General features: G+C 69.0%; 22 protein-coding genes. 17 read left to right on the top strand and 5 right to left on the bottom strand.

The features are described 5' to 3' along the window. The first annotated feature begins 200 nt into the window (after window positions 1-200). Window positions 201-509, top strand: coding sequence for a hypothetical protein (locus CP981_RS01955; protein WP_085923123.1), 309 nt, complete (start codon window positions 201-203; stop codon window positions 507-509). 44 nt (window positions 510-553) lie between these two features. On the opposite strand, the gene CP981_RS01950 is transcribed toward CP981_RS01955, so the two are convergent. Beyond that, window positions 554-1,459, bottom strand: coding sequence for an aminoglycoside phosphotransferase family protein (locus CP981_RS01950; protein WP_085923124.1), 906 nt, complete (start codon window positions 1,457-1,459; stop codon window positions 554-556). Between the two features lie 125 nt (window positions 1,460-1,584). On the opposite strand from CP981_RS01950, the gene CP981_RS01945 reads away from it, so the two are divergent. The 15 genes from CP981_RS01945 to CP981_RS01875 all read left to right on the top strand — a co-directional run bounded on the left by CP981_RS01945 (window position 1,585) and on the right by CP981_RS01875 (window position 16,840). Then, on the top strand, window positions 1,585-2,544 hold the full coding sequence (locus tag CP981_RS01945) for a phosphotransferase family protein (RefSeq protein WP_085923125.1): 960 nt from the start codon (window positions 1,585-1,587) through the stop codon (window positions 2,542-2,544). 271 nt (window positions 2,545-2,815) lie between these two features. Next, window positions 2,816-3,154 carry a PadR family transcriptional regulator gene (locus tag CP981_RS01940; RefSeq protein WP_244329492.1) on the top strand — a complete coding sequence of 113 codons (339 nt, stop codon included), beginning with the start codon at window positions 2,816-2,818 and terminating at the stop codon, window positions 3,152-3,154. A 59-nt stretch (window positions 3,155-3,213) separates the two neighbouring features. After that, window positions 3,214-3,570 carry a hypothetical protein gene (locus CP981_RS01935; RefSeq protein WP_158092621.1) on the top strand — a complete coding sequence of 119 codons (357 nt, stop codon included), beginning with the start codon at window positions 3,214-3,216 and terminating at the stop codon, window positions 3,568-3,570. After that, complete coding sequence (locus CP981_RS39110; RefSeq protein ID WP_280116687.1) at window positions 3,570-3,698, top strand: hypothetical protein; 129 nt, start codon at window positions 3,570-3,572, stop codon at window positions 3,696-3,698. Before CP981_RS01935 ends, CP981_RS39110 begins: the two co-directional genes overlap by 1 nt. 746 nt (window positions 3,699-4,444) lie before the next feature. Beyond that, complete coding sequence (locus tag CP981_RS01925) at window positions 4,445-5,191, top strand: response regulator transcription factor (RefSeq protein ID WP_085923129.1); 747 nt, start codon at window positions 4,445-4,447, stop codon at window positions 5,189-5,191. A 159-nt stretch (window positions 5,192-5,350) separates the two neighbouring features. Further along, window positions 5,351-6,610 carry a hydroxymethylcytosylglucuronate/cytosylglucuronate synthase gene (locus tag CP981_RS01920; RefSeq protein WP_085923130.1) on the top strand — a complete coding sequence of 420 codons (1,260 nt, stop codon included), beginning with the start codon at window positions 5,351-5,353 and terminating at the stop codon, window positions 6,608-6,610. A gap of 45 nt (window positions 6,611-6,655) precedes the next feature. Next, the gene (blsE, locus tag CP981_RS01915) at window positions 6,656-7,672 is read left to right on the top strand and encodes a cytosylglucuronate decarboxylase (RefSeq protein ID WP_085923131.1); all 1,017 of its coding nucleotides are present in this window, start codon (window positions 6,656-6,658) and stop codon (window positions 7,670-7,672) included. Next, on the top strand, window positions 7,660-8,574 hold the full coding sequence (gene blsF / locus CP981_RS01910; RefSeq protein ID WP_158092622.1) for a CGA synthase-related protein: 915 nt from the start codon (window positions 7,660-7,662) through the stop codon (window positions 8,572-8,574). Before blsE ends, blsF begins: the two co-directional genes overlap by 13 nt. A gap of 60 nt (window positions 8,575-8,634) precedes the next feature. Then, window positions 8,635-9,819: an arginine 2,3-aminomutase gene (gene blsG / locus CP981_RS01905; protein ID WP_085923133.1), complete on the top strand. Its 1,185-nt coding sequence runs from the start codon at window positions 8,635-8,637 to the stop codon at window positions 9,817-9,819. Next, window positions 9,816-10,994: a DegT/DnrJ/EryC1/StrS family aminotransferase gene (locus tag CP981_RS01900; RefSeq protein ID WP_085923134.1), complete on the top strand. Its 1,179-nt coding sequence runs from the start codon at window positions 9,816-9,818 to the stop codon at window positions 10,992-10,994. The genes blsG and CP981_RS01900 overlap by 4 nt, the downstream gene beginning before the upstream one ends. Further along, complete coding sequence (locus tag CP981_RS01895; RefSeq protein WP_085923135.1) at window positions 10,991-12,223, top strand: ATP-grasp domain-containing protein; 1,233 nt, start codon at window positions 10,991-10,993, stop codon at window positions 12,221-12,223. Before CP981_RS01900 ends, CP981_RS01895 begins: the two co-directional genes overlap by 4 nt. A 144-nt stretch (window positions 12,224-12,367) precedes the next feature. After that, the gene (locus tag CP981_RS01890; RefSeq protein WP_244329491.1) at window positions 12,368-13,561 is read left to right on the top strand and encodes an MFS transporter; all 1,194 of its coding nucleotides are present in this window, start codon (window positions 12,368-12,370) and stop codon (window positions 13,559-13,561) included. A gap of 78 nt (window positions 13,562-13,639) precedes the next feature. Further along, window positions 13,640-15,520, top strand: a complete 1,881-nt coding sequence (locus tag CP981_RS01885; RefSeq protein WP_085923137.1) for a hypothetical protein — start codon at window positions 13,640-13,642, stop codon at window positions 15,518-15,520. A gap of 35 nt (window positions 15,521-15,555) precedes the next feature. Beyond that, window positions 15,556-16,227 carry a class I SAM-dependent methyltransferase gene (locus CP981_RS01880; protein ID WP_085923138.1) on the top strand — a complete coding sequence of 224 codons (672 nt, stop codon included), beginning with the start codon at window positions 15,556-15,558 and terminating at the stop codon, window positions 16,225-16,227. 88 nt (window positions 16,228-16,315) lie between these two features. Beyond that, complete coding sequence (locus CP981_RS01875) at window positions 16,316-16,840, top strand: nucleoside 2-deoxyribosyltransferase (RefSeq protein WP_085923139.1); 525 nt, start codon at window positions 16,316-16,318, stop codon at window positions 16,838-16,840. A 59-nt stretch (window positions 16,841-16,899) separates the two neighbouring features. Here the strand turns inward: CP981_RS01875 and CP981_RS01870 are convergent, their stop codons facing one another. Both CP981_RS01870 and CP981_RS01865 read right to left on the bottom strand, forming a co-directional pair. Next, window positions 16,900-17,436 (bottom strand): hypothetical protein, encoded by a 537-nt coding sequence (locus CP981_RS01870; RefSeq protein WP_085923140.1) that lies wholly within the window; start codon window positions 17,434-17,436, stop codon window positions 16,900-16,902. A gap of 152 nt (window positions 17,437-17,588) precedes the next feature. After that, complete coding sequence (locus CP981_RS01865; RefSeq protein ID WP_085923204.1) at window positions 17,589-18,752, bottom strand: Dyp-type peroxidase; 1,164 nt, start codon at window positions 18,750-18,752, stop codon at window positions 17,589-17,591. Window positions 18,753-19,004: 252 nt separating this feature from the next. Between CP981_RS01865 and CP981_RS01860 the strand changes: the two genes are divergently transcribed. Next, complete coding sequence (locus tag CP981_RS01860; protein WP_085923205.1) at window positions 19,005-20,216, top strand: right-handed parallel beta-helix repeat-containing protein; 1,212 nt, start codon at window positions 19,005-19,007, stop codon at window positions 20,214-20,216. Between the two features lie 7 nt (window positions 20,217-20,223). Here the strand turns inward: CP981_RS01860 and CP981_RS01855 are convergent, their stop codons facing one another. Together CP981_RS01855 and CP981_RS01850 are read right to left on the bottom strand one after the other, a co-directional pair. Next, window positions 20,224-20,904, bottom strand: a complete 681-nt coding sequence (locus CP981_RS01855; protein WP_085923141.1) for a hypothetical protein — start codon at window positions 20,902-20,904, stop codon at window positions 20,224-20,226. A 302-nt stretch (window positions 20,905-21,206) separates the two neighbouring features. Then, window positions 21,207-23,669, bottom strand: coding sequence for an SdrD B-like domain-containing protein (locus tag CP981_RS01850; protein WP_085923206.1), 2,463 nt, complete (start codon window positions 23,667-23,669; stop codon window positions 21,207-21,209). Window positions 23,670-23,868: the final 199 nt, after the last annotated feature.

The following is a 23,868-nucleotide window of genomic DNA, read 5'->3' as shown; positions in this document are numbered from 1 at the left end:
GTGCGGAGCGGGGACAGCGATGGCCATGGGTGCTTCCACGGCCAGGACTGCGCGTCCCTCGTGGGCGCAGCTCACCGGCCGGCCGGGCGACAGCCAGTGGCCGGGGTGACGCGGTTCTTACCGTGTCCTTCGTTTAGTGATCGTTTATTGCGGCTCGGCAGGATGTGAAGTGTCGAGAAGGATCCTTCACAGGGGACGGTATGGCCAAGCTTTATCTGGAGAAGCTCAAGTGCGTCACGACTGAGGGCTGGAGCGGCTTCGACGAGCCGAGGCTTGTGGTCCAGAACCGTGGCACCGTGTGGAATGGGACGGTGCTGGGAGACCGGATGTACACCGTCAAGTACGACTGCGACTTCACGGGAACGATCGCCGTCTCTCTCGGGGAGGCCGGCGGAACAGCCGGGGATGGCAGGCTCGGGGAGCAGTGGATCACGGATACGCCTGGTGAGCGCAGTCTGCGCTTCAGGGCGGATGGCGCTGAGTACAACCTGCTGTATGCGGTGGAGTAAGGATTTCGCTCGTAGCTGCTGGTCACCGATGAGACGATCTTGTGTCATTCGAAGCCTTCGTCGTGCAGAACACGATCAAGCGCTGCCCGGCCCGCGGGTCCCCATGTCGGCTTGCCGCCAGGAAGGCCCCGGTCTCCGTTCTGGCCCATCAGCATGAGGAACAGGCTTTTCAGCGCAGCCAGCCCGCGGGCGCGCCGGATCGTCGCCTCGTCCGCACGCGCGTACACGTCGAAGAACCGTGCGGCGCCGCCGGCGGGAAGGATCACCCACGCGGCCGCGAGGTCCCACGCGGGATCGCCGGCGCACATGTCACCGAAGTCGATCACGCCCGAGAGTGTCCCGTCCGAGACGACGACGTTGGCGGGATGAAGGTCACCGTGCACCCATACCGGCGGGCCGTCCCACTCGGGGGCCGCAACGGCGTCATCCCAGACGGCCCGGACCTCGTCGGCGATGCCGTCGGGTGCAACGGATTGAAGGAAGTGGTCGAAGCCGTCCGTGTACTTTTTGGGGTGGGCGCCGCGGTCCGAACTGATCGGCGCGTCAGCGGGCGCCTCCACGTGGAGCGCGGTAAGGAAGCCCGCCAGGGTATCGGCCGCGTGGTCACTGCGGCTGATCGAGGTGAAGTCCAGTGGTTCGCCGGGAACCCACGTCATGATGGTCCAGGGCTTGGGGAAGCGCGCGGACGGTTCACCGATCCGTACAGGGTTCGGGACCGGGAGCGGCAGGCGCGGGGCCAGGACGGGCAGCCACCGGCACTCCTTGCGCTGGAGGTCCGGGGCACGTTCTGAACGCGGCATGCGCACAGCCAACTCGTCCCCAAGACGCCACTGCTGGTTGTCCCAACCGCCCGCTACTTCACGGATGGCCAGCCCTGCAAGGTCCGGATGCTGCTCCCGCAGCAGGTTATGGACCAGGTCTGCGGTGATCTCGCTCTCGGAGTCGGTCATGCGAAGCCACAATACTGGGGCAGGCGGTAACTCCGGCTTCGCTCGTGATCCGCGACTGGCCAGCTGCCTGAGCCGGTAGCCGACGGCGGTACCTCGTGCCGCTGTCCGGATGATGAGGTGGCACGGTGACCAACCACGATGAGGCGGCGGCTGTCCGACCGCTGACACTGGCATGGGTGAGCCGGCACCTGGAGGTCGGCGAACGGATCGTCAGGACCGAGGCGCTGCACGGCGGCATCACTGCCGAAATGTGGCGACTGACCATCGGCACGCGGGACGGAGGCACCCGTGATCTGGTGCTGCGGAGCTTCGTCGACCCGTTCTCCGTGGGGCACGCCGAGGACTGGCTGACCAGGGAGGCCGGAGCCCTGGCCCTGCTCACGGGGACCGGCGTGCCGGCTCCTGGACTGGTCGCGGTTGATCCGACCGCCGCGCATTGCGCGTATCCATCGCTCCTGATGACACATCTGGCGGGTCGGACGGTCCTCGACGATGAGGGTTTGGAGACGCGCGTTCCTCTGCTGGCCCGTCAACTCGTGGCGATCCACGCGTTGCGACCCGCCGAGCGGCCCCGGGAGTATGTGGCGTTGACGACCGCCGACACCGTCGTGGTTCCGAAGGGGGCCGACGCGACGGCGTGGGCTGCGGCGATCGACGTGATCCGCAGGCCCGCGCCGCCCTATGAAGGGCGATTCCTGCACCGGGACTTCCAGCCCGGCAACGTGCTGTTCGACGTGCCCCCAAGGCCGGCAGGTGCCCGGATCACCGGCGTCGTCGACTGGGCGGCGGCCTCCTGGGGTCCGGCGGATCTCGATGTGGCGCACTGCTCCACCAATCTCGCGCTGCTGCACGGCCCGGCGTGGGGTCTGCGGTTCGCTGAGGCGTATGAGGAGGCCGGCGGGGTGCTGGCCGCGGCCGCGAGCGAGCGGCTGTACTGGCAGGTGCGGGACGGGCTGGCGTGCTCAGAAGAAGTGCAGCGGGTGGCGCAGCCATGGCGTGAGGCAGGGAGAACAGAGCTGACGACGCGAGCCGTGGAGGCGCGGCTGGATGCCTATGTCACCGCCCTGATGGACGCGCTGGGCTGAGCCAAGGCGGCCCGGGGCGCGGCCCCGGCGGGCGGTGCCAGGAGTGACCACCCAGGAAGCGCCGACCGCAGCTCTGCCCGCAGTCGTCCCCGCACTCCAACACGCAGAGCAGCACGCTCAGTTATCTGCAGGTTGGATCGCTGTGCGTTGACGGCGCCCCCACCCGCACCGACTGAAGTGGCCGGTACTGGACGCAGGGCTGGAAGGTCACTACTCTGAAATCGAACTAGTCGAGATTTGAGTAGAGGGTTGGCGTGACTACGGGATGCCTGTGAAGGAACCCTCATCGGGCTGGCTGCGGGGTGTGCTGCCGCTGGCGCTCGCCGCTGTGCTGGCGCAGGGGGATCAGCACGGCTATGCGCTGGTGCAGCAGTTGGCCGCCCACGGATTCGGCACCATCCGCGGGGGAGCGCTGTACCCGGTGCTCGGTCGGATGGAGATCGAAGGGCTGGTGGAAGCCCGCTGGGAGCCCGGGGAAGGCGGGCCGGGTCGCAAGGTGTACCGGCTCAGCGATGCCGGACGGGCTCGACTGCTCGAGGAGGCCGCGACGTGGCAGCGGTTCTCCGACTTGATGGACCGGCTGCTGGAGCAGGTAACGAAGGAGGAGTAGTGACGGACTTGACTTCCCGGTGGGAAGCTCGGGCGAGGCTGGCGCCGGCGGGGCAGTCGGTGGACAGGGCCACCGCCGGCATGGTGCTCGATGAGGTGGACCTGCGCTGCGCGCAGAGCGGTGAGACGCCCGAGGACGCCTTCGGTGCGCCGGAGTGGTACGCGGCCGTCGTGGCTCGCGACCGCATACCGCTGCTTGAGGAACGGCACGGACTGTCCCGCTCCCGGGCCGCCGAACTCACCAGGGAGGCCACCCATCACCTCACCGCCACGGGGTGTTCTCCCCAGGAGGAGTTCGGCCCCGTCGAGCTGTATGCGTTACAGCTCGACGAGCGGCAGAGCGTCCCCGCACGCGGTGGTGGATGCGTCATGACGTTCAGGCGGCGGCACTCGCTGTCATCCTCGTGGGCTACCTGATGACCAACCTGGCCTCAGCCGTTCCGGTCTGGCAGACCGTGCCGACCGTGGTCGCCCTGGCAACGGAGCTGGCGCTTCTCACCGTCAGTCTGCTGCGCAAGCGGCCCGCCGCGTCCACCCCACGGTAGCCAGAAAAGCCGGTGCGTTGACCTCCGAGCCGTCGCTGACCGCCTGGCGATCCAGCACAACTCCGTGCGGTGGCACGTCGGCAACAAGCAGGGACTTCTTGCGCGGCTCGCCGAGCGCATCATCGGCCCCTTGGCCGGTGCCGGCGCGCACCTGCCGACCGAGCCCTATGCGCGGCTGACCGTGCTCCGGGGCGCCTGCCGCCAGGCCCTGCCCGGCGCATCGCGATGGCGCCCGCCTCGTCAAACGGTCTCGTCACCACGGGGCCGCATACGCCGGCCTTCGCCGACACCTCCATCGGCGCCGTGAAAGAACGTGGCAGGGACCCGAAGAAGGCTGTCTGGCTGTACCACTGGTCCATCTTTCGCTTTCGTTCTCGGTCTGACTATTGAGCAGCAGGCTCACGAGCCCGTCCGGGCAGACTTCTTACGGGCTGCCGTCACCTCAGGCCGAGCGACCGGTTGCGGACCCGCCTCACGGCGGCCCTGACCGCACTCGGAGTCGACCACATCCACCACCTCATCGCGGACCGGCACCACGCGGCCGTGGTGGGCACTGCTTGTACACGGCACCCAGCGTTCGCCGTGGAATTCACCGATGTTCTCTCCCGGTTCAGCGACGCACTCATCCTGCGGCGCTAGCGGCGCGTCAAGGAACACAGCATCACCTCATGGAGAGAAACAGGCCGATGAGCCACCGGCTCCCGGACCCCCCAATGAAGAACCCACGCAGAAGGAAGCAGAACTCCATGCACCTGACTTCCCGTGAGAAGTTCCCTCCGGCCGGCGGCGATCGGCAAGCGTCCTTACTCGTCCTCGGCCCGGCGGCAACATCCGAAAAGGTCCTGGAGAGTCTGGAGCTGGCGGGGTATCAGGTCGCCGGGGCCGGCACCAGGGCCGGGGCGCTGGTGCTGCTGGCCGCCCAGCGGTTCGACCTGCTGATCATCGACACCCTGATGCCTGACGCGCACGAACTGGCGGGGTATCAGCGCCTGGCCGACGGCAGCGCCCCGGTGCTGTTCCTGACCGAGTCCACGTCACTGGACGGTCTGTGTCCATGGCTCAGTCTCGGCGTCGCCGACTATGTCCTCAAGCCGCTGCGCATGCCGGAAATTTTGGCCAGAGTGCAGGTGCTGCTGCACGACCGGGGTGCCGGACGGCCGGAACGCGCGCCGCGCCATGCCGGCCTCATCCTGGGCGACCTCGTCCTGAACGACGCAACGTGCCAGGTGTGGCGCGGACCGCGAGAGCTCAGTCTGTCACCCACGGAGTACCGGCTGCTGCGCTGCCTCTTGCTCCACTCGGGGCAGGTCCTGTCCAAGGAGCAGATCAGTCGGAATGTGTGGGGTGAGGACGGGGCCCGCACCGAGAACACCATCGAGTCGCTCATCTCCCGCCTCCGGCGCAAGGTCGACCGGGAGGCTCCCCCCTTGATCCACACCCGTAAGGGATTCGGCTACTGGCTCGGCCCGGGGGAGGGGGTCGGGAGCCAGTAGGGCACGGGAGCCGCCTCGCTCTGTGACCTACGCCACATCAGGTCGTTGGCAGGTGCCTGCCAGGGAGATGCCAGGTTCGCGTGATGAGTTGTGCTCGTCGAGATCTTCAGCCCCGTCCCGGATCTCCTTCGGGACGGGACCCCACACCTGAGGAGACCCATGGCCGATGTACTCGCAGCGGTGAACTCTTCCCTCGGCCTACGGAATTCAGGACTGACGATCGCCGTCGCCGGGGCCGAATTCGGGTGGGGAAGCACCGGAAAACTGTGTGCGGTGATAGCCGAGCTCCATCGATCCGCGCCCGTGCCCCTGCGTTTCGTCGGGCTTGCTTCCCGGCTCAGCCGTACCTTGCTCGCCGCACACGGGGTCGACCAGTGGTACGACGTGGCAACCGACGACCGCGAGGCCGTCGCGGAGGTCGTGCGTCAGGAGAATGTCTGCGCCGGGCTCGTGGTCCTGGAGGGTCCCGCGGCGTCGTCGCTGGAGGCGGCCGGCGTCCCGACGGTGTTCGTGGACAGCCTGCCGTTCCTGTGGACCCGAAGCGATCTCCCGTCGCTTCCGCTCGATGTCTCCGTCTACTGCGCGCAGCGTTGTATCGAACTGGAGCCGCACAGCCGGGACCTCCTCGCCGCCGTCAGCAATCTGCAATGGGTGGAAGCCGTCGTCCTGGAGAACACCGGAACGCAGGGCGCGAACACCGGCAATGCGTCGCCCACCGCAGTCCCTTTCCAGCGGGCACTGGTCAGCTTCGGCGGACTGCGGTCTCCGACGCTCACGGACTGGACCAGCTATCCACGCGTCGTCCTGCCCGCGGCGCTGACCGCTCTGGAAAAGGCAGGATTCAGCGAGGTCCATGTGGCCGGCAATCTTCCGCAGGAATTCCCCCGGGATTCGGTGCGTGCATCGCATCCGATCGACGGGGCGTCGATGAAAGTCACCTACGGGGCACTGCCCCACGCGGAATTCCTCCGCCAGGTGTCGGACGCGGACGTGTTGCTCGCCTCGCCCGGTCTCACCACACTCCTGGAGGCGGGCGCACGGTCCACACCGGTGGTGTGTCTGCCGCCGCAGAACCTGAGCCAGATCTTCAACGGCCGCTTCCACAGCACAGCCGTCGGGGCCGACACCAGGGTCCGCTGGCCGGACGACGTCTTCTGTGAGGAGGCGGTGCTGCGGGACCGAACCTCCTCCGAGGAGGCGGTGCTACGCCAGATCTACGGCGGTATCTCCGCCGCGGCCAAGAGTCCGGACCGAGCGGAGACCGCGGTGGGGGCCGGTGTGCTGGCGGCCCTGGAGCGGGCGCGGGCCGGCGCCGACTGGTCGGGCCTGGCCCGCCGCGTCGGCAGCGGCGGAGCCCGCCAGGTCGCCGGCCATGTGCTGGCGCTCGCACGGCCGACATCTGGTGCGGTCTCCGGCTGATCACACACCGCACTGCCCAACTACTCGTCACAGGAAGGCTTGCGCATGGCTGGACCGACAGGTGCGGGGCACCGCACGCGCGCACGTCAGAGGTATCTGTTCGTCCGCATTCTCGAAGCCTGCAACGCCGACTGCTTCATGTGTGAGTTCGCGCTGTCCCGCGACACCTACCGGTTCTCGCTGGACGACTTCGACGAGCTGCTGCCGCGGGCAGCCGAGGCAGGAGTGGGCTATGTCCGCTTCACCGGCGGCGAACCGCTGATGCACCCGGACGTCGCCGAGTTGGTGCGCCGGGGCACCGCCGCCGGGATGCGGATGTCGCTCATCACCAACGGGATGATGCTGCCCCGGCGCATCGAGGAGCTCGCCGACGCGGGGCTCGCCCAGGTCATCGTGAGTCTCGACGGCGGCTCGGCGACGACACACGATGTCTACCGCCGCTCGCCCGGCATGTTCGACAACGGGCTGACCGGCCTGCGCACAGCTGCCGAACTCGGTGTGCTCCCACGGGTGAACACCGTGGTGGGACCGCACAACTACGCCGAGATGCCGCAGCTCCAGAAGACCCTCACGGAAGCGGGCGTGCGCCAGTGGGAGCTGTCCGCCATCAAGCTGGACCGCAGCATCCGCTACCCGGACCCGGAGCATGTACGGTCCGTCTGCGATCCGGTCTACGAGGCCGACCCGCACACCCACCTGGTCCCGCTCGGCAAACGCTTCTACGGCGACACCCCCGAGGAGCGGGACCGCTACTTCGCCGACTCGACCACACCGCGGGCGAGCGAGCCGCTGTGCCATGTCGTGGACGACGTGATCTACCTGGACGGCAAGTACGAGCGGGCCTATGCGTGCAGTTGCCTGCCGCACCGCGAAGGTTCGGACCCCCACGCCGCGTCCTGGCGCCAGGACGGGGTGATCCAGCTCGACACACCGGCCTTCCGGTCCCAGGCGGACTTCTTCCGTGAGCAGGGACCACGGATCTGCAACGGCTGTTCCACCACGGCCGCTGGGTACAGCGACGATGTGGCCCGACTGGGGAGCGTACCGCCGTGGCAGTACTGAGCCGGTGTACCGAGGACCCGGGCGCCCCGGCCCGGGGCCAGGTCCTGCTGGTGGACGAGCCGCGACTGCTCGACGCCTCGACCGCACGGCGGCGCATCGCCGGCCATCTGACGGAACTGGACGTGTCGTACCCGACGGCCCCGTCCACTCCTGATGTGGCGCTCGTCTGTGACGCGCCCGAGGCCGCGGCGCGGCTCTCCGGACAAGGCGTACCGGTGGTGTATCTGCACTGCCGCCACCGGGCGACGGAGTTACCGGCCGTACCCGCCGTCACCCGCCTTGTGCAACGGCCCGATTGGCTCTCCGCACTGCCGACGAGGAGTCAGAAAGCCCTGAACGCAGTGCAGTTGCTCGCGCCTCGTCGACTGACGCGCAACCGGTCGCGGTCCGGGTGTCTGGTGCTCGTCTCGGCGTACGAGGCCGACGACGCGGAACGTGCTGATTTCACCGATACCTTTCTGCGGCCGGCCGCAGCGGAGGCGGTGCGCCGCACCGGCCATTGCGACGTGGTGTGCGACACCGGGTTCACGGCCGTCCGGAAGGCACTCGGCCCGGTCGCCGGTGTCCGCGTGCACCGGGCCGCGGACGTGGATTTCGACGCACTGCACGCCGCCGCGGAGACCTTCCTCGCCTCCCCGACGCTGACCGCCGTATCACTGGCGTGGGCACGCAACGCCCCCTTGACCCTGTTGCCCCCGCTCGGCCCGGACCAGCGCGATCTGGCCGACCGGCTGCGACGGCTGGTGCCGATCGAGGTGGCGGAGGACGCCCGGCGACCCGCCGTGTGGACTCCGCACCCAGGCCCCTGGGCGCCCCTGAAACCCGATGACGACGCCCGACGCGAAGCACAGCGCATTGCCCGCCGCGTCCGCCAACTCGCGCTCATACCCACCGCGTTCTGACGTAGCAAGGCCCTTCCCTGTCGGCACGACCCCGGCTATCCGCCGGATGGGAGATTTCTGATGCCCCCCATACCCTCAGAGACCCACCCCGCCGCCCTTCCCCTCACCACTGCCGCCGATGTCCCCGAGGATCAGTGGAACGACTGGCGGTGGCACATGCGCAAGCGCATCAACACCGTCGAGAAGGCCCAGAAGTGGATTCGCACGACTCCCGCCGAGGAGAAGGCGATAGCCGAATCGGCCGGCAAGTACCGCTGGTCACTGACGCCTTACTACGCCTCGCTGATGGATCCCGACGATCCGCTGTGCCCGGTACGGCAGCAGGCCGTGCCGTCGCTCGGTGAGCTGATGGAGTACCACGGTACGGACGTCGATCCGGTGGGCGACATGTTCTACCGGAAGACCAACCGCGTCGTGCACAAGTACCCGGACCGGGTGATCATGCTGATCACCGAGGCATGTCCGGTCTACTGCCGGCACTGCACCCGCAAGTTCCACACCACCGACGTGGACGGCACGTACTTCGAGAAGAACGAGGGCGAGGACTTCACCGCAGATCTCCAGTACATCGCCGACCACCCCGAGATCCGCGATGTACTGCTGACCGGCGGCGACCCGCTCTCCTACATGGACGGCAAACTGGAAGAGATCATCTCCGGCCTGCGCGCCATCCCGAGCGTGGAGATCATCCGTATCGGCAGCCGGTTCCCGGTGCTGCTGCCACAGCGCATCACCACGGAGCTGTGCGAGATGCTCGCCCGCTACCACCCGGTGTGGCTGAACACCCACTTCAACCACCCCAAGGAAATCACCCCGGAGTCCGAGCAGGCCATCGACCGCCTGCTGCGCCACGGTATCCCGGTGGGCAACCAGACGGTGCTGCTGCGCGGCGTCAACGACGAGGTGGACACCATGCGCAAGCTCATGACGGAGCTGCTGCGCATTCGCGTACGCCCCTACTACCTCTACCACTGCGACAACGTGACCGGCGTCGCGCACTTCATGACCTCCGTCGAAAAGGGCTGGGAGATCATGGAGGGCCTCCAGGGACACATCACCGGCTTCGGCGTACCGCAGTACGTGCTCACCACCCGGCTCGGCAAGATCCCCATGGCCCAGCCCTCCTACAAGCAGGTCCCCGAAGGGCTGCTGCTGCGTAACTACAAGGGCCAGGAAATGGTCGTGAGCCAGGATGTGTATCCGGTCACGGAGCCGTCGGCCGACCACGGGGACGGCGGCCGATGACCCTCCAGAAACGACAGGGCCAGCGCTTTCTGCCCTACGGCGCCAACTACCTCAACTGGTCCGACATGCACGAGTTGCAGCAGGTCATCGAGCAGAGCGTGCTGTTCCGCTATCAGACCGAGTCGGAGAGCATGGCGAGCCGGCTGGAGCGCACGGTGGGTGAGCGACTGGGCGCCGAGCACGTGCTGGCGGTCCACAACTGCACCGAGGCGCTGCGGCTCGCCCTGGTCTCCACCCGGCCGGCAGTGGGTGACGTCGTCTACATTCCCGCGGTCACCTTCGTCGCGGTGGCCGGGGCCGTGCTGTCCACGGGACTGATCCCGGTGCCGGTCGACGTCGACGAGACGCTGGCCCTGGACACCTCGCTGCTGCCCGCCGACGCGCGCCGGGTGATCGTCGCCCACATGGAGGGCGCCGTCGCACCTCTGCCGGCCACGGTGCCCTTCGTCATCGAGGACGCCGCCCAGGCGCTGGGAGCGCGCTTCCCGGACGGCAGGCACGTCGGCACCCGTGGGTACGCGGGCGCCTTCAGCTTCCACCACAACAAGGTCCTCACCTCCGGCGAGGGCGGGCTGCTGGTCACCAACGACCGGGCGGCGTGGGAGGAGATGCGCTGCTACCACGATCACGGCTCGGCCCGTAAGCCCGGCCGCTACCCCACCTGGAACGAGGACGCCTACTACGGCGAGAACCTGGTCACCAGCGAAGAGGTCGCCGCCATCCAGCTCCAGCAGTTCCGCCACCTCGACGAGGTCCTCGCCGGGCTGGAGCGGCACTACCGGATCGCGTCGCAGGAGCTGCCCGACCGGTCCGACATCGCGCTGGTTCCGCGGTCGCCCGGCGACGTCAAGATCAGCCTGCGGCTGCGCCTCGCGAACCGGGAACTGCGCGACACCGCGGTCGAGCGGCTCACCGCGCAGGGCATCGCCAACTGGACGCTCGGCAAGTACTTCCTGCCCGAACACCCGGTCCTCGCGGGGCGGCGCTCGCTGTACGCGGACGGCTTCCCCTGGAACCTCGCCGGCGCCGTGCCCCGCGCCCTCACCCGCGACGGCTTCGCCCGCACCCGCTCCCTCCTGGACCGCACCCTCTGCGTTCCGCTGTCTCCGGAGCTGAGCGAGCAGCAGCAGGCCACGGCGGCCAAGCTGCTGCGCCGGACGCTGGAGACGATGTGAGCGGCTTGCTGCTGGTGGACGACAGGCCCAACTCGTTCACCCGGTACGCGCTGCGGCACCGGCCCGAGGAGCTGGTCCTGCTGCGCTTCGAGGAGGCGCGCGACGACCTGCCGGCCGGGTACCTGCGCGACACGGCTCAGCTGCCCGCATTCTGGGTCCGCAGCGATGTGCCGCTCACCGAGGAGGCGCGCCGCTACCACGACTGGATCGCACGACAGCCGGTGCGCCCGGTGCACTTCTGCAACCCCTCCGAGCCTCGTCAGCACATCGCCCAGCGCTTCGCGGGCCTGGTGGGACTGCCGCATCTGACGAGCGAGCAGGTGCAGTGGGTGCGGGACAAGGCCGCGATGAAGGACAAGTTCCGCGCACTGGGCCTGCGTACGGCCGCGTACCAGCGGGTCTCCGCCGCCGAGGACGTCACGGGCTTCGCCGCGGAACACGGCTGGCCGGTCGTCCTCAAACCGGTCGACTCCTTCGCCTGCCTCGACACCCATCTGCTGCGCGGACCCGCGGATCTGCGGCAGGTGGATCTCGCCGCGCGCCGCTTCATGGTGGAGGAGCATCTGGGCGGCACGGAGTGGGAGGCCTGCGCCCTGATCCACCGGGGCGAGGTGCTGGACGTGTGGCCGAGCGCCATGCCCTGCCGGCCGCTGGACATCGTCGAGGGCGCGATGAACGCCAACATCAGCCTCGGCTCGGGGCCGGGACCGCGCTGTGATGTGGCCGACCTGGTGCGGCGGGTGGTGACCGGGATGGCCATCGACCACGGCTATCTGCACATGGAGTTCTTCGAGACCGACGACACCGTCCATATGGGTGAGGCCGGTGTCCGGCTGGCGGGCTGCGAGATCACCGCGAACCACGGGCACGCCTACGGCTTCGACGTCTTCGGCGCCACCCTCGATGTCTACACCGGCCGCCGGCCCCGGCTGGACTACGGCGTCCGGCGGTGCGTGGGCGATCTGCTGCTGCCGCTGCCGGACTCCGGCCGGGTGCTCGCGGTCACCTCGCCCGAGGAACTGCTGCGCCTGCCCGGCGTCATCGAAGCCGTCGTACGGATGGCGCCCGGCGACCTGGTCACCGCCCGGCGCGCCTCGCACAACGCGTCCGGATTCGTACACGTCGAAGGCGCCACGGCGGCGGAGGTCGAGAAACGTATGGCGAACGTACTGGAGCACTTCCGCATCGACATCGCAGCGGCGCCCGTGCCCTCGACGGCGTCCCCGTGACCATGCCGATCGTGCGGTATGCCAGACGAGTTGCAGAGCAAGCGTGGGACGAACGGAGAGCCGGATTCGATGGTCGCTACGGTCAGCAAGTTCCTCCGCCTTCTCCAACGGCCTTACGTGGCCGGGGCCGCCGGATGGAGCGTGGTGTGCCGACTGCCCGTCTACCTGATGTCGCTGGCCCTGGTGCTGGTGGTGCGGGAGCAGGGCGGCAGCTACGCCCAGGCGGGGCTGGTCTCGGCGCTCTACGCCGTGGGCATGGCGGTGGGCGGTCCGTTCGTCGCCCGCCGGATGGACCGCACCAACCCCCGCAACGCACTGCTGCTCACGGGTCTGGTGTATCCGTCGTCGCTCACCGCGCTGGTGTGGTGGACGGAGCCGGCCACACCCGGGCAGCTCGTGCTGGCACTGGCGGCGGGAGTCGCCCTGCCCCCGGGCAATGCGTGCATGCGCTCCCTGTGGGCCCGGATCCCGCTGGCGGAGGAGGAGCGGGAGACGGCCTACCTGTGGGAGGCCCTGCTCGCTGAACTGCTCATCACCAGCGCGCCGTTGCTCTTCGCCGTGCTGATGGTCACCGGGTCGGCGCGTACGGCGCTCACCACGGTGGCGGTCGTGGGCGGCGTCGGAGCCGTGGGCCTGGGAACGACGCGGCTGCTGCGGACCCGGACAGCGGGGGAGGACGCAACCCCGCCGGGCACGACGGAGGACAGTACCCCGCCGGAGAGCACCGGGAAGCAGGCCGCACGCGGCGTCCTGGGGCCGATCCGCAACACCGGAATGCCGGCCCTCCTCCTGGTGATGGCCGCCGCTTCGGTACCGGTCGGGCTGATGACGCTGGCCATTCCGGCCTTCGTCGACGAGCAGGGCTCTCTCGGACACACCGGAGTGGTGTACGCCTGCTGGGGCATCGGCAGCGCCGTAGGTGCCCTCCTGCTGGGGCGATCCCAGTCGGAGCGGCCGGTGCACCGTCGCTTCCCCTGGCTTCTGCTCGCCTACGCGGGCGGAACCGCGCTGCCGCTGCTGGCCACCTCCGAGCTCACCCTCGCTCTGGCGCTGGCCGTGGGGAGCGCTCCGATCGCACTCGTGTCGGCCAGTGAGATGTCCCTGGTGAGCAGGCTGGCCGACAGCGACAAGGCGGCGGAGGCGTTCACCTGGGCGTCCCTGGCCACGGTCATCGGCGACGCCCTGGGCCAGCAGATCGGCGGCCTGCTGGTCGAACCGCTGGCGGCGCGCGGGGTGTTCGCGGTCGCGGCGATCGTGTCGCTGGCCGCCTCGGCGGGGGCGTTCGCCTTCCGCGGACTGTTCGCCGGTGAGCCCAGGCCGGCACCTGCTCCCGCCTGACCCGCTCTCCGCGCATCCCACGGCTCGCGCAACAACTGCTCCAGGCACAGCACTGAAGAAGGAACACGAGGTCATCTCATGCAGTCCACCCCATCCACCGCTGCGCAAGGGCGCGTCGGGCACCCTCCACGCCCCACGCCACCCTTCCACCCGGTCGCAGAAGAGGAACTCCCCGCGGCTGTCGCGGACTTCCTGGGCAGCCCCGGGGCAGGCGGAATTCCCGTGGTCGTGGAGGGCCGCTCCGACCTGTCCGACAGCGTCGAACTGGCCTCCACGCTGTATTCCGGCACGGCACTGCCCACACCGTTGGATCACGGCGTACTGCTCGACGATATCGACGAACTTCCCTCCGGACTCATGGAGTTGACCCGGCCCCTGGCCAGGAGCTGGCTGACCGCGGACTCCCTCGACCGGCTGCGCCAAGAGGCAGACGGCACCCTGCTCGTCCTGGGCACCTACGACCGCCTCCGGCTCGATCCGGTCAGGGAGCTGCTGAACAGCACCTACCGGGCCCAGGGCTTCCGTGTCACGTTCCTCAGCGGTCGCGACTCCCGGTCACTGCTGTGGAACGTGGCCAAGCAGTACGCCCGGCCGGACGACTCCCTGACCGAGCTCGGACTGTTCACCGACACCGACCGGCCGACGCCCCTCGACACCGTCCGGGTCTATGACGACCGTGACTTCGAACGCGTCGACATCCAGGCCGAGATCCTCGGCGAACGCTGGCGGCAGGTCGTCTTCCAGGGGCACGGCAAGGACGACAGCATCAACCTGGGCGAGTTCACCATCTGCGGACTCAACCCGGTGGTCCCGCGCGACGAGGAACTCCTCGGCCCGCGCTGCGCCTATGGCTTTGCCTGCTACAAGCCCGAGGACAAACTCGTCCCGCTGAACCGGGTCGCGGCAGCCGAAGTGGTCCTCAGCGCCTGCAACAGCGGACCCCTCGCCGACCTGGTCCTCTACGACCCCCGCTACCAGATCCTGCTCAACGCGCTCGACGGACCGGCCCGTACCGTCGTGTCGGCGGTCTCCGTGCACGACTCGGACCGGCCGGAGAACGCCGCCTGGATGCGCGCGGCGACCACCGGCGAGGATTCGGTGGACGTACTCAACGCGAGCCTGGCGGGGTCACACCCCTACCCCGCCTTCATGCGGTTCGGTCTGCCCGCCGGCCCCGCCGACGCGGTACCCGAACCGTCCGACCACTGCCCCGACGACCTCCTCCTGACGGTCGGCACCCGCCTCACCGCGCTCCTCACCGGTGAACTGCTGCCCCACAACCATTCCTTGCGGCCCCGGCTGGCCAAGCTCGCCCGCAAGGTGGACCAGTGGGTGGCACGCCCCACGCACCTGGCCGAGCAGTCCCCCGAGGCACTCCGCACCTCGCTCACGGCGGACCTCCAGTCACTCGACCACGTCCTGGCCCAGGAGATCGGCAAGAACCCCGAAACCGAGGTGATGAACTACCCCGCCCACTTCGGCGACCGCAGCCGGCTGGACCCGCACGTCAAGGAAGTGATCTGCCACTGCGGCCGCCCGGCCCAGCGATTCGTCCGCCGCGGCCTGCTGCCCCATGTCCTGGACACCGTCTGCGTGGTGTGTCTGCGCTGCGGTGACGTCACCTTCCAGGTGCCGGACGCACCGCAGCTGCTGGCGTTCGCACCGGACGAGGTGCCGGCGGGCGGGGTCCTGGAGATCCGGGCACGCCTGAACGCCGCCCGGCCCGGACCGGTGCGTCTGGGGCTGTTCGTGCCCGCGTATCTGCGCGAGGACACCGTCGTGGAGCCGGCCACCACCAAGGTCAGGGGTTCCGGCACACACGCTCAGGACGTGTCCTTCCGCGTACGCGTCGCCGACAACACCCCACCACAGGCTTACTACTTCACCGTTTTCGCGGTCCAGGACCTCGCGGTGTCCACCGCCAGACGGCACTTCGGAGTAGTACCCCGTCGGGGCTGACCCCACGTCGGCCCCACCCCCCAGAAAGGATGACCATGACCGGTTCCCTGCACCCCGGCAAGGACAGCGCCGGCGGCGAGCGCACGGCCGAAGAACGAGCGAAGACCCCCGAGATCGAGCTGATCGAGACCGACGGCGAGGTCACGCTGAGCATCGGCGGTGAACAGGCCATGCAGGCCTGGGAGCGCGACCTGATGTGGGCCAGCGCCGACCTGCTGTGCCAACACGGTAAGGACTTCTACGAGGTCGGCCTGGGACTCGGCCTCTCCGCACTGCGGATCGCCGCCAACCCGGCGACCCGCAGCCACACCGTCCTCGAACTCTTCGACGAGGTGGAGGAGTTGTTCCGGGACCGGCACCCCGAGCTGCCGCCCACGCTCTCCATCGAGCGAGGGGACTTCTTCCAGCGGATCCGCGAACTTCCCTCCGAGAGCATCGATGGCATGTTCTTCGACCCGGCCCTGGACATGGAGATCTGGAAGGACGCCGATCTGTGGTCCGCGTCCATGACCGAGGTGGTACGGGTACTGCGGCCCGGGGGCGTGTTCATCCCCTTCTTCAGCACCAGGCCGGAGCTGCGCTGGCAGTACGTCGACCACTTCCGCAGGGTCCATGTCGAGCGGCACACCTACCAGGCGTACGACACCACCGAGTACGCCTACGGCACCACCGGCAACGCCTACATCCAGTGCTTCTTCAAGGACTGAGGGCCCGGCGCCGGAACGCCGCACCCTTCCCCGACCGCAGTTCACCGCTCCTGTCCCGCTCGTCCCGCTCCCTCCAGGAGGTCATGCCATGACAACAACTGCTCCGCGCGGCGGCACCCCCGACTCCGCCTTCCAGGGCGTGTCGAGTGTGTTCCTCGGCGGGCCCTTCATGGGGCTCGTCGACGCCGAGTCCGGCCGGATGCCGGACCGCGACTGTCAGCCGTTCACCGTGCTCATCGAGCACTTCGAGCGACAGGGTCTGCACGTCTACAACGCCCACCGCCGGGAGGCCTGGGGCGCGGAGGTGATGCCGCCGGACCAGTGCACGGCGCTCGACCAGGAGGAGATCGAGAAAGCGGATGTGTTCGTCGCGATTCCCGGTATCCCACCGTCACCCGGAACCCACATCGAAATGGGCTGGGCAAGCGCGTTCGGCAAACCGATAGTCCTGCTGCTGGAAGAGGGCAGGGACGAGGATTACGGGTTCCTCGTACGGGGCCTGCGCGCGGTCGCCACCGTCGAATACGTCCGCTGCACGGACATCGCCACCGCGCTGCCGCAGGTCGACGCGGCCATTCGCCGAGCGCTGGAACGGCTGCATACAGCCGCCTGACGGGCACGGCCGCCTGACGGGCACGGCCGGTTGCGGGACCATCCGCAGCCGGCCGCACGTCAGCCTTGGTCCGTGCTGGACAGGGCGTCGGTGATCAAGCGGGTGGCGAAGTCGTGGTCGTCGGCGATCCGGTTGATGTGCTCCGCGAGCAGGACGGCCGTAGCTTCCAGGGGATTCATCTCTGCCTCGGTCCAGCGTCCGTACTGCGCACGCCACAAGTTGGGGCTCAGTCCGGTGCCTGCGGCGACGAGCAGGCCGGCCATGGTGGGGATGACCTCGGGACGGAAGGTCCTGGGCATCATGCGCATCGTGGCCACAAGGGCGGGCACCGAGTACTCGATGACGTCCTTGTCGTGATCCTCGCAGGCCGTCCGCAGCCACTTCATGAGCATGTAGATGAGCGTGCACACGCCGTCCAGCAGCGCATCGACCCCCGTAGGCCCCAGGGACGCGGCGAACTGGTCGATCATTTGCTGCTGTTCGGGGTCGGTATCGGTCTTGTGGTCGTAGACGGCTTTGAGCCGAGAGTCGATGACCATGAGCGCTGTGCCCACATCGCCGGCGGGAGCGTACTTGGGGTCACAGGGCGATGACACAGGACTCCTCCTCAGGTACCCACAGCAAAAAGCGAAGTATGTCCGTACGGTAGCCCTCCGAGCGGCCCGGGGCCGGCGAATCCCGATAAAGGGCTTTGGCGGCTGCACCACTCATGGGGAGTCGGACGGCGTGGCACCGCTCGTGAGGTCGGTCAACGGCTTCGGGGGAACATCTTGGCGCCGAGCGGGTGCTGCTGGTCGAAGCCGGGGAGGATGAGGAATGTTGCGCCGGCGGTGGTGGTGGTGAAGCGCAGCAGTGCGTCGGAATCATCCATTCGGGCAAGGGTGTTGGTGAAGGTGCGTAGGTCGTTCTGGAAGCTGATGAAGAGCAGGCCGGGGGTGGGCTCGTCGGTGCTGTAGGAGCGGCGGAGCATGAGGCCGACGCCGACCACGTTGGGGTTGGCCCGGCGGACGTGGGCGTCGGCCGGGACGAGGTAGCGCCCGTCCGGTGTTTTGGCGCCGAGGTTCGGGTCCCAGGCTGCGGTCCCGCCGGAGAGGGGCGCGCCGGTGGCTCGGCGTCGGCCGAAGACCGCCTCCTGCTCGGCGACGGAGAGCGCGGTGAACCGCGGCAGGTCGAGTTCCATGCGCCGGACCACGGCGATGGTGCCGCCGGCGACGGGAGCCGGCCCGGTCAGCCACAGATGGCGTTGGTGTTCGGCCGCCGTGTGCGGGCCCACGATGCCGTCGATGAAGCCGAGCAGGTTGCGTGGCGCGGAGATGTCCTTGGCCACGGGGATGTTCGGACCGCGGCGTCCGGACTGCCGCCAGCGTTCACGTATCCGCTGGCCGGCCTGCTCCAGAAGCGCGGCGGCGACGACCGGTAACAGCAAGGGGTCGCTGGCGCAGATCTGTAGCAACAGGTCCCCGCCGCGCGCCTGCGGGGCGATCCGCTCGCGGGAGAACCGGGGGAGGTCTGCCGCGCCGGGCAGGGAGGGATCAGCCCTACGCACCAGCCGTGGGCCGACCCCGATCGTCACGGTGAGATCGCCCGGCGGCAGGCCCAGCAGTCGTGGATCGGTCCCCGCGGTGCACGTGTGAACGGCCTGGCCGAGTTCGGCCAACAGCGGGCCGACGGCCACGGCGTCCCCGAGGTCGGCCACCACCGCCAGGAGGTTCGGCTGGGCCGGTTGCGGGAGCGTGACGCCTGCCTGATGGCGGCCGGTTGCCGACACCTGTTGTGGAGTTGAGGCGGGGGAAGGGGGCCGGTTCGGCTTTGGTGCCGGCGATTCGCATCCGGCGGTGAGCCCGGTGGCCGCCACGGCCCCGGTGGCACCGAGGAACGCGCGGCGTGATGGGTGGGAGTCAGCTCGGCTCACGGTCTGGAGGATGCCATATCCCTTCCGACGGAGGGCGAGTTCGCCGAATGCCATATCCGTTCTGGCGAAGGCGAGTTGGTTGGCCTCCGCGCAGGAGGACTTCATGCCAGGATGCGGGCCATGCCTCGTCTCCGTCTCCGCGTGATGGCCGCGTTACTGAGCACACTGACCTGCGTACTGGCGGGCTGCGGGCCCGGCGATGACGGGTCGAACCACGGCCGGCGGCCACCCGGGGCGCATGTGACGATCAGAGTGCCGGCTGATGCCCCGACGATCTCGGCTGCGGTGTCTCTCGCGCACGCCGGTGACCTGGTGCTGGTCGCGTCGGGCGAGTACCACGAGTCGGTGCAGGTCTCCACGCCTCGTGTCACTCTTCGTGGTGAGTCCCGGGACAAGGTCGTCATCGACGGGCGGTTGCAGCAACCGAACGGCATCGTCGTCACCGCGCCCGGGGTGGCCGTGGAGAACCTGACCGTAAAGAACAACACGCAGAACGGGGTCCTGGTCACCGGTTCGGCGAAAGCGGCCGCCGGCCTACCGGGGCAATCCGGGGGCTACGACACCGGCGATGAGCCTGTCACCTTCCTGAAGTCGTTCCTGGTCTCCCACGTGACCGCGACCCGCAACGGTCTGTACGGCATCTACGCGTTCTCCGCGCAGAACGGCGTCATCGAGGATTCGTACACCTCGGGCGCTTCCGACTCGGGGATCTACGTCGGACAGTGCAAGCCCTGTCACATCGTGGTGCGGGACAACATCGCCGAACTCAACGCGATCGGTTACGAAGGCACCAACGCCAGTGGCGCCATATACGTGGTCGGCAACCGCCTGGTCGGCAACCGGGTCGGCCTGACCACCAACTCCGACCACCAGGAGAAGCTGCTCCCGCAGCAGGGCGCCACCATCGCGGGCAATCTGATCGCTGCCAACCAGCAGACGGCCACCCCGGAGCAGGCCGACGGCGGGTGGGGCACCGGAATCGGCATCGACGGCGGCAGCGACAACCAGTTCCTTCGCAACCGCATCGCCGACAACCGCAACGCCGGGCTGGTGATCAGCGCAACCGCCGACGTACCTCCGGTCGGCAACCGGATCGTGGACAACACGTTCACCGGCAACGGCATCGACGTCGGCTGGACGTTCCCCACCGCCACGCGGGGACGGGGAAACTGCCTCCGTGACAACGAGCTGCGGACCACGGTGCCCGCCCGGCTCGCGACAACAGCGTCCTGCCCGCTTCCGGACCGGTCGCCCTCCCCGGCCGGCAGGTGGGCGACGCCGAAGGCGCCCGGCGGCATCCCGTTCACCGAGGTCGCGGCGCCGGGTCCACAGCCGCAGTTCCCCCACGCCACCACTACGGGCGCCACCGCTGTCCCGGCCGTTCCGGCCCTGCCGAAGACGGCAGATGTACCGCTGCCGTCAGCGTCCCTGCTCGCCGCGAGGGCGCGGGTGCAGACGTCCTGAACAGCGGCTACCGGGTCGGGGTGACTCCGGGTACCGGCTTGACCGGAACGTACTTCTGGGTGTCGAAACGGATGACCACCGGCTGCGACTCGGAACCCACGCTGACGCGCACCCGGTACATGCTGCCGTCCGAGCCGACCCAGTAGCGCACATTGCCCGCCGTACCGGAGCGGCCGGGGGAGGACGGCCCGGTCATGACATCTACCCGATGTCCGTCCACCTGGTCTTTTCCCCACCAGGCGGCGCCGTTCTGCGGCAGCAGTTCGGCGTTGTCCGGCCGGTCGCTGCCGAGCTTGAGCGCGATGGCCAGCGAACTGTCCAGCGCGCTGCCGGACGACTTCAGCGGACGGCTGTACCAGGCCGAGCGGGGCGGCGACGCGGGCGCGTGCGCCGGGGCGTTCGCCATCGGGTGGACGAGCACCGAGGTGGCTGTCCACTCGATCAGCCCATCGCTGGATGTGTCGCGCCCGGTGCCGTGCACCACGCCGTAGCCGAGCTTGCCGTGGTAGTCGACGGACCCGGTGACGACCAGCCCGCCGGCGGTGCCCGGCACACTGATCGTCACGGCGCGGCCGTGCGCCTCGTAGTTACGGAACCGCGTGATCGCCAGTCGGTTCGCCTCATCCGAAGTCAGTGCGCGCGGACCGCTGGGGCCAGAACCGCCGCCGACTACCAGGAGTGCGGCCATCGCAACGGCCGCTGTGCCGATGACGGCCGCCGCCCAGCGGGGCCGCAGCCATCGGCGCCGGGCAGCCGCACGGCCCGGTAGAGCTTGCCGGCTTCTCACGGTCCGCACGCGGCTCGACGCTGACATTCTTCTGATTCACCCTCTCAACCACCACACTGCTCGGCCGCCGTGCGGTCACGACGACACTCGGCAGTCCAGTGGCAGACGACGCCAAGGCCGGCCCTCTTGGACCGGCCGAGACGTGATCTGCCTGCCCGCGCCCTCCGGACCGCGGGCAGGCAGATCACTGTTCTCCGGTTCGTTCAGTGTTTCCGGGCGCGGAGCTTCCGGCTCAGGAACGTGATGACCAGGCCCGCACCCACCAGCAGGCCGACCAGAGCGATCCTCCCTGGCAGCCCGGACATACCGGTGTGTGCCAGTGAGCCCGTGCCCCCACCGGGCGGGGCCGGGTTGGCAGGCGGCGCGGGTGGCGTCGGCGGAGAGGCCGGCGGCGAGGCCGGGTTCGGCGGCGAGGTCGGACTCGGCGTCGTGCTCGGGGTCGTGCTAGGCGTTGGCGTCGGCGTCTGGGACGACGTCGGGCTCGGCGTCGGGGTCGGTGTTGCCTTGGGGATGTACACCCCGGCGTCGATCGTGTGGTTGACCCCGCCCGGCTTGTCCGGGGCCGTGACAGGCGCGTAACCGTTGCACAACCTCCCAGTGGTCGGCGGGGTCACATTGGAGTCATGGGCACGGTGGGCACCGGCGCGCGGGAGCGTGAACCGCAGCTCGCTTGCCGGGGGCTGTTCAGGCACCTTGCCGGTGTCCGCGGTACACACGTCGAACTGCACTGTGTACTTCGCACCCGGCGTGAGCTCGTACTCGGCGCCGACACCGCCGAAGTAGTACTCGCCGGCGGGATCGGTCCTGGTCGTGGCGACCTGCTTGCCGTCCGCGTCCAGCAGGTTGACCGTGGCTCCCGGCAGCAGCACGTCCGCCGGGTCCTGGATCCCGTTGTGGTCGCCGTCGAACCACACGAGGTTGCCGATCTGGATCGGCGCGTTCGCCGCCGCGTACGCGATGTCACCGAGCCCGCCGGCCTTGCCGAACCCGCCTTGCGCCCCGCTGACGAACTGGAACCCGTTGGCGGTCGGGTTGTTGCCCGGGCCCTGACCGGTCGTGATGTCGTGGTACCCGGTCCCTGAGGTCGCGACGTTGACGACCGGGTCGAACTCCGTGCTGACGACCCACTGCTGCTGCGGGATATAGGCCACCGACCCCAGCGCGGTCTCCTGGTGCGCGTTGGCGTAGAAGTCGCCCGGGAAGTATTCGACGACATCGGCGGCCTGGCCGCCACTGTTCGCGGGGGTGGCGTGGTTGGGGCAGCTCCCGGTGCCTTCCCACTGGTATTCACCGGTGGGAGTGGCGCACACCATGGTGATGTCACCACCGGACATGCCGCTTTCCGCCGTGTCGTTCCCCGGGCGGGGGTCCAGTCCTCCCCAACTGAGCACGTCCATGAACCGGTCGCGGAAGCCCAGGATCATCGAGCCGTCGCGGGCGAAGGCAAGTGAGGACAGCTCCGGCTGCGGATCGATGAAGACGCCGCCCGCCTTCCGGTCGTCCCACGTGTCCAGGCTGGTGTTCCACGGGTTCCAGTGGGTGGCCTTGTCGCCGGAACCGAAGACGCTGCCGCGTTTGTCCGTCAGCGGGTGACTCAGCACCGTGCTGAACCGCTTGCCGTCGTAGGCGTAGACGACGGCTTTCAGGTCAGCGCGCTGCTGTGTGCTCTCCGCGCTGCACACGCCGCCGACGTACAGCGTGTTGTTGTGGACCTGGAGACCGAACGGCCGCCAGTCGTCGGGGCTCGCGCACCCCGGGTCCGGGATCGGGACCGTCGGCTCGGGCGCCGCGGCGGTGGCCCCTGTCGCGTCGAAGCTCACCAGGCTGCGGGTCCGCAGGTTCACCGCGTACAGCGTGGAGCCGTCCTCCGACAGGGCCAGGCCACCGATGCTCTCCTTGCCCGGCGCGTCGGTGAACCCGGGATCCTTGATCACGTTGGTGGTGTCGTGCGGCGTCACCGCGGCGTCCGGTACCCGCGCGAACAGCTCCGGCGCACCCGAGCCGTTGACCGGAACCGTGTAGATCGCGCCCCCGCCCTGCGGCCCGTACGGGGTGTACCGGCGGGCGAACGCGCTCTGGAACAGCCGGCCGCGGTACTTGTCGTACGCCAACCCGAACGTCGTGCCCACCTGAGCCTGCGTGGCCAGCGTGTCCGGGCACGACACATCGGCAGGACACGTGCCTCGGATCTTCGTTCCGAACGCCACCAATGCCCGGGTGTCGGTTCCGTTGGCGCCATTGTGGACCGGTACGAAATACCGCGAGTCCGGGAGCGTGTAGTCGGCCGGATCCCACACCCCCGTCACCACCGAGGCGTTCTTTCCGTCCGACACATCCACGAACGACGTGAAGCTGTCGAAGTGGTTCTCAGCCGTCGACGCAGGCGCCGCGCGCAGATAGTCGCTGTACGGTGCCGGGACGCTGACGTCGACGCGGTATTGGCCGCCGCTCAGCGCGGGCGACTCCGACACCACGACCTTTCCGGTGGCATCCGTGACGCCGGTGACATCGTGCCCGGCGGGGTCGGAGATTTTCACCTTCATGCCACGCTGTGGGACGTCCATCGTCGCGTTGATCACGCCGGTGCCGAAGAAGTCGCGCAGCACCTCGACCGTCAGCGTGCCGTCGGCGGTCGAAGCGGCGGCCGGTCCAGCCGTCACTCCCACGGCACCGCCTGCCAGCAAAAGAACGGATAACCCCACGCGCGCCAGCGGCTCCACAAGCCTCGGAGCCGACCGGCGAGACTCTCTGCCGACTCGGTTCATGGCATCACACTCCACACTTCTCTTGTCAGGAAAGCGAAGCACCCGCTTCTCGCTGCACGTCAACTTCGTGGCCCCGGACGCGGACGCCAGTGCGAATGCC

The organism is Streptomyces platensis (assembly GCF_008704855.1).
Lineage (GTDB): Bacteria > Actinomycetota > Actinomycetes > Streptomycetales > Streptomycetaceae > Streptomyces > Streptomyces platensis.
This window is presented reverse-complemented; position numbering and strand designations above follow the sequence as displayed.